Here is a 447-nt window from a genome sequence, read left to right on the forward strand (position 1 = left end):
CGTAGCCAACCGCCCATCGTAATGGCCGGGACACTGTGAAGGCCTGACCATCTTAACCAGAGGAGATACTACAAATGAACTTGAATTCACATAGATCACCGTGTTGTGATAGTGATGAACAGCGTTCGACTGTGAATAATACCTCGAATGAATACAACCAAACAGATCGTGACCTGATGGCAAGGGTACTGAGCAACCACAATATTGGTGCAGCATGGCAACATGTTAAGCGCAATAAAGGGGCTGCGGGTATTGATAATATGAGTATTGAGGAATTTAATGACTTCGCTAAGTTACATTGGCTGGGTATTAAACAACAATTACTTAGCGGCACTTATCAACCCTTGCCAGTCAAACGCGTGATGATACCCAAACCCGATGGCGGTGAGCGAATGCTTGGGATCCCTTCTGTTATCGACAGAGTGATCCAACAAGCTATTGCTCAAG

1 pseudogene is annotated in these 447 nt (G+C 45.4%); it reads left to right on the forward strand.

The annotated features are described in order from the left end of the window. Positions 1 to 74: 74 nt before the first annotated feature. A pseudogene (locus CWB78_RS18345) lies at positions 75 to 447 on the forward strand (group II intron reverse transcriptase/maturase); the annotation flags it as partial.

Origin of the sequence: Pseudoalteromonas sp. S1612 (assembly GCF_005887175.1) — a bacterium.
GTDB classification, from domain to species: Bacteria; Pseudomonadota; Gammaproteobacteria; order Enterobacterales; family Alteromonadaceae; genus Pseudoalteromonas; species Pseudoalteromonas undina.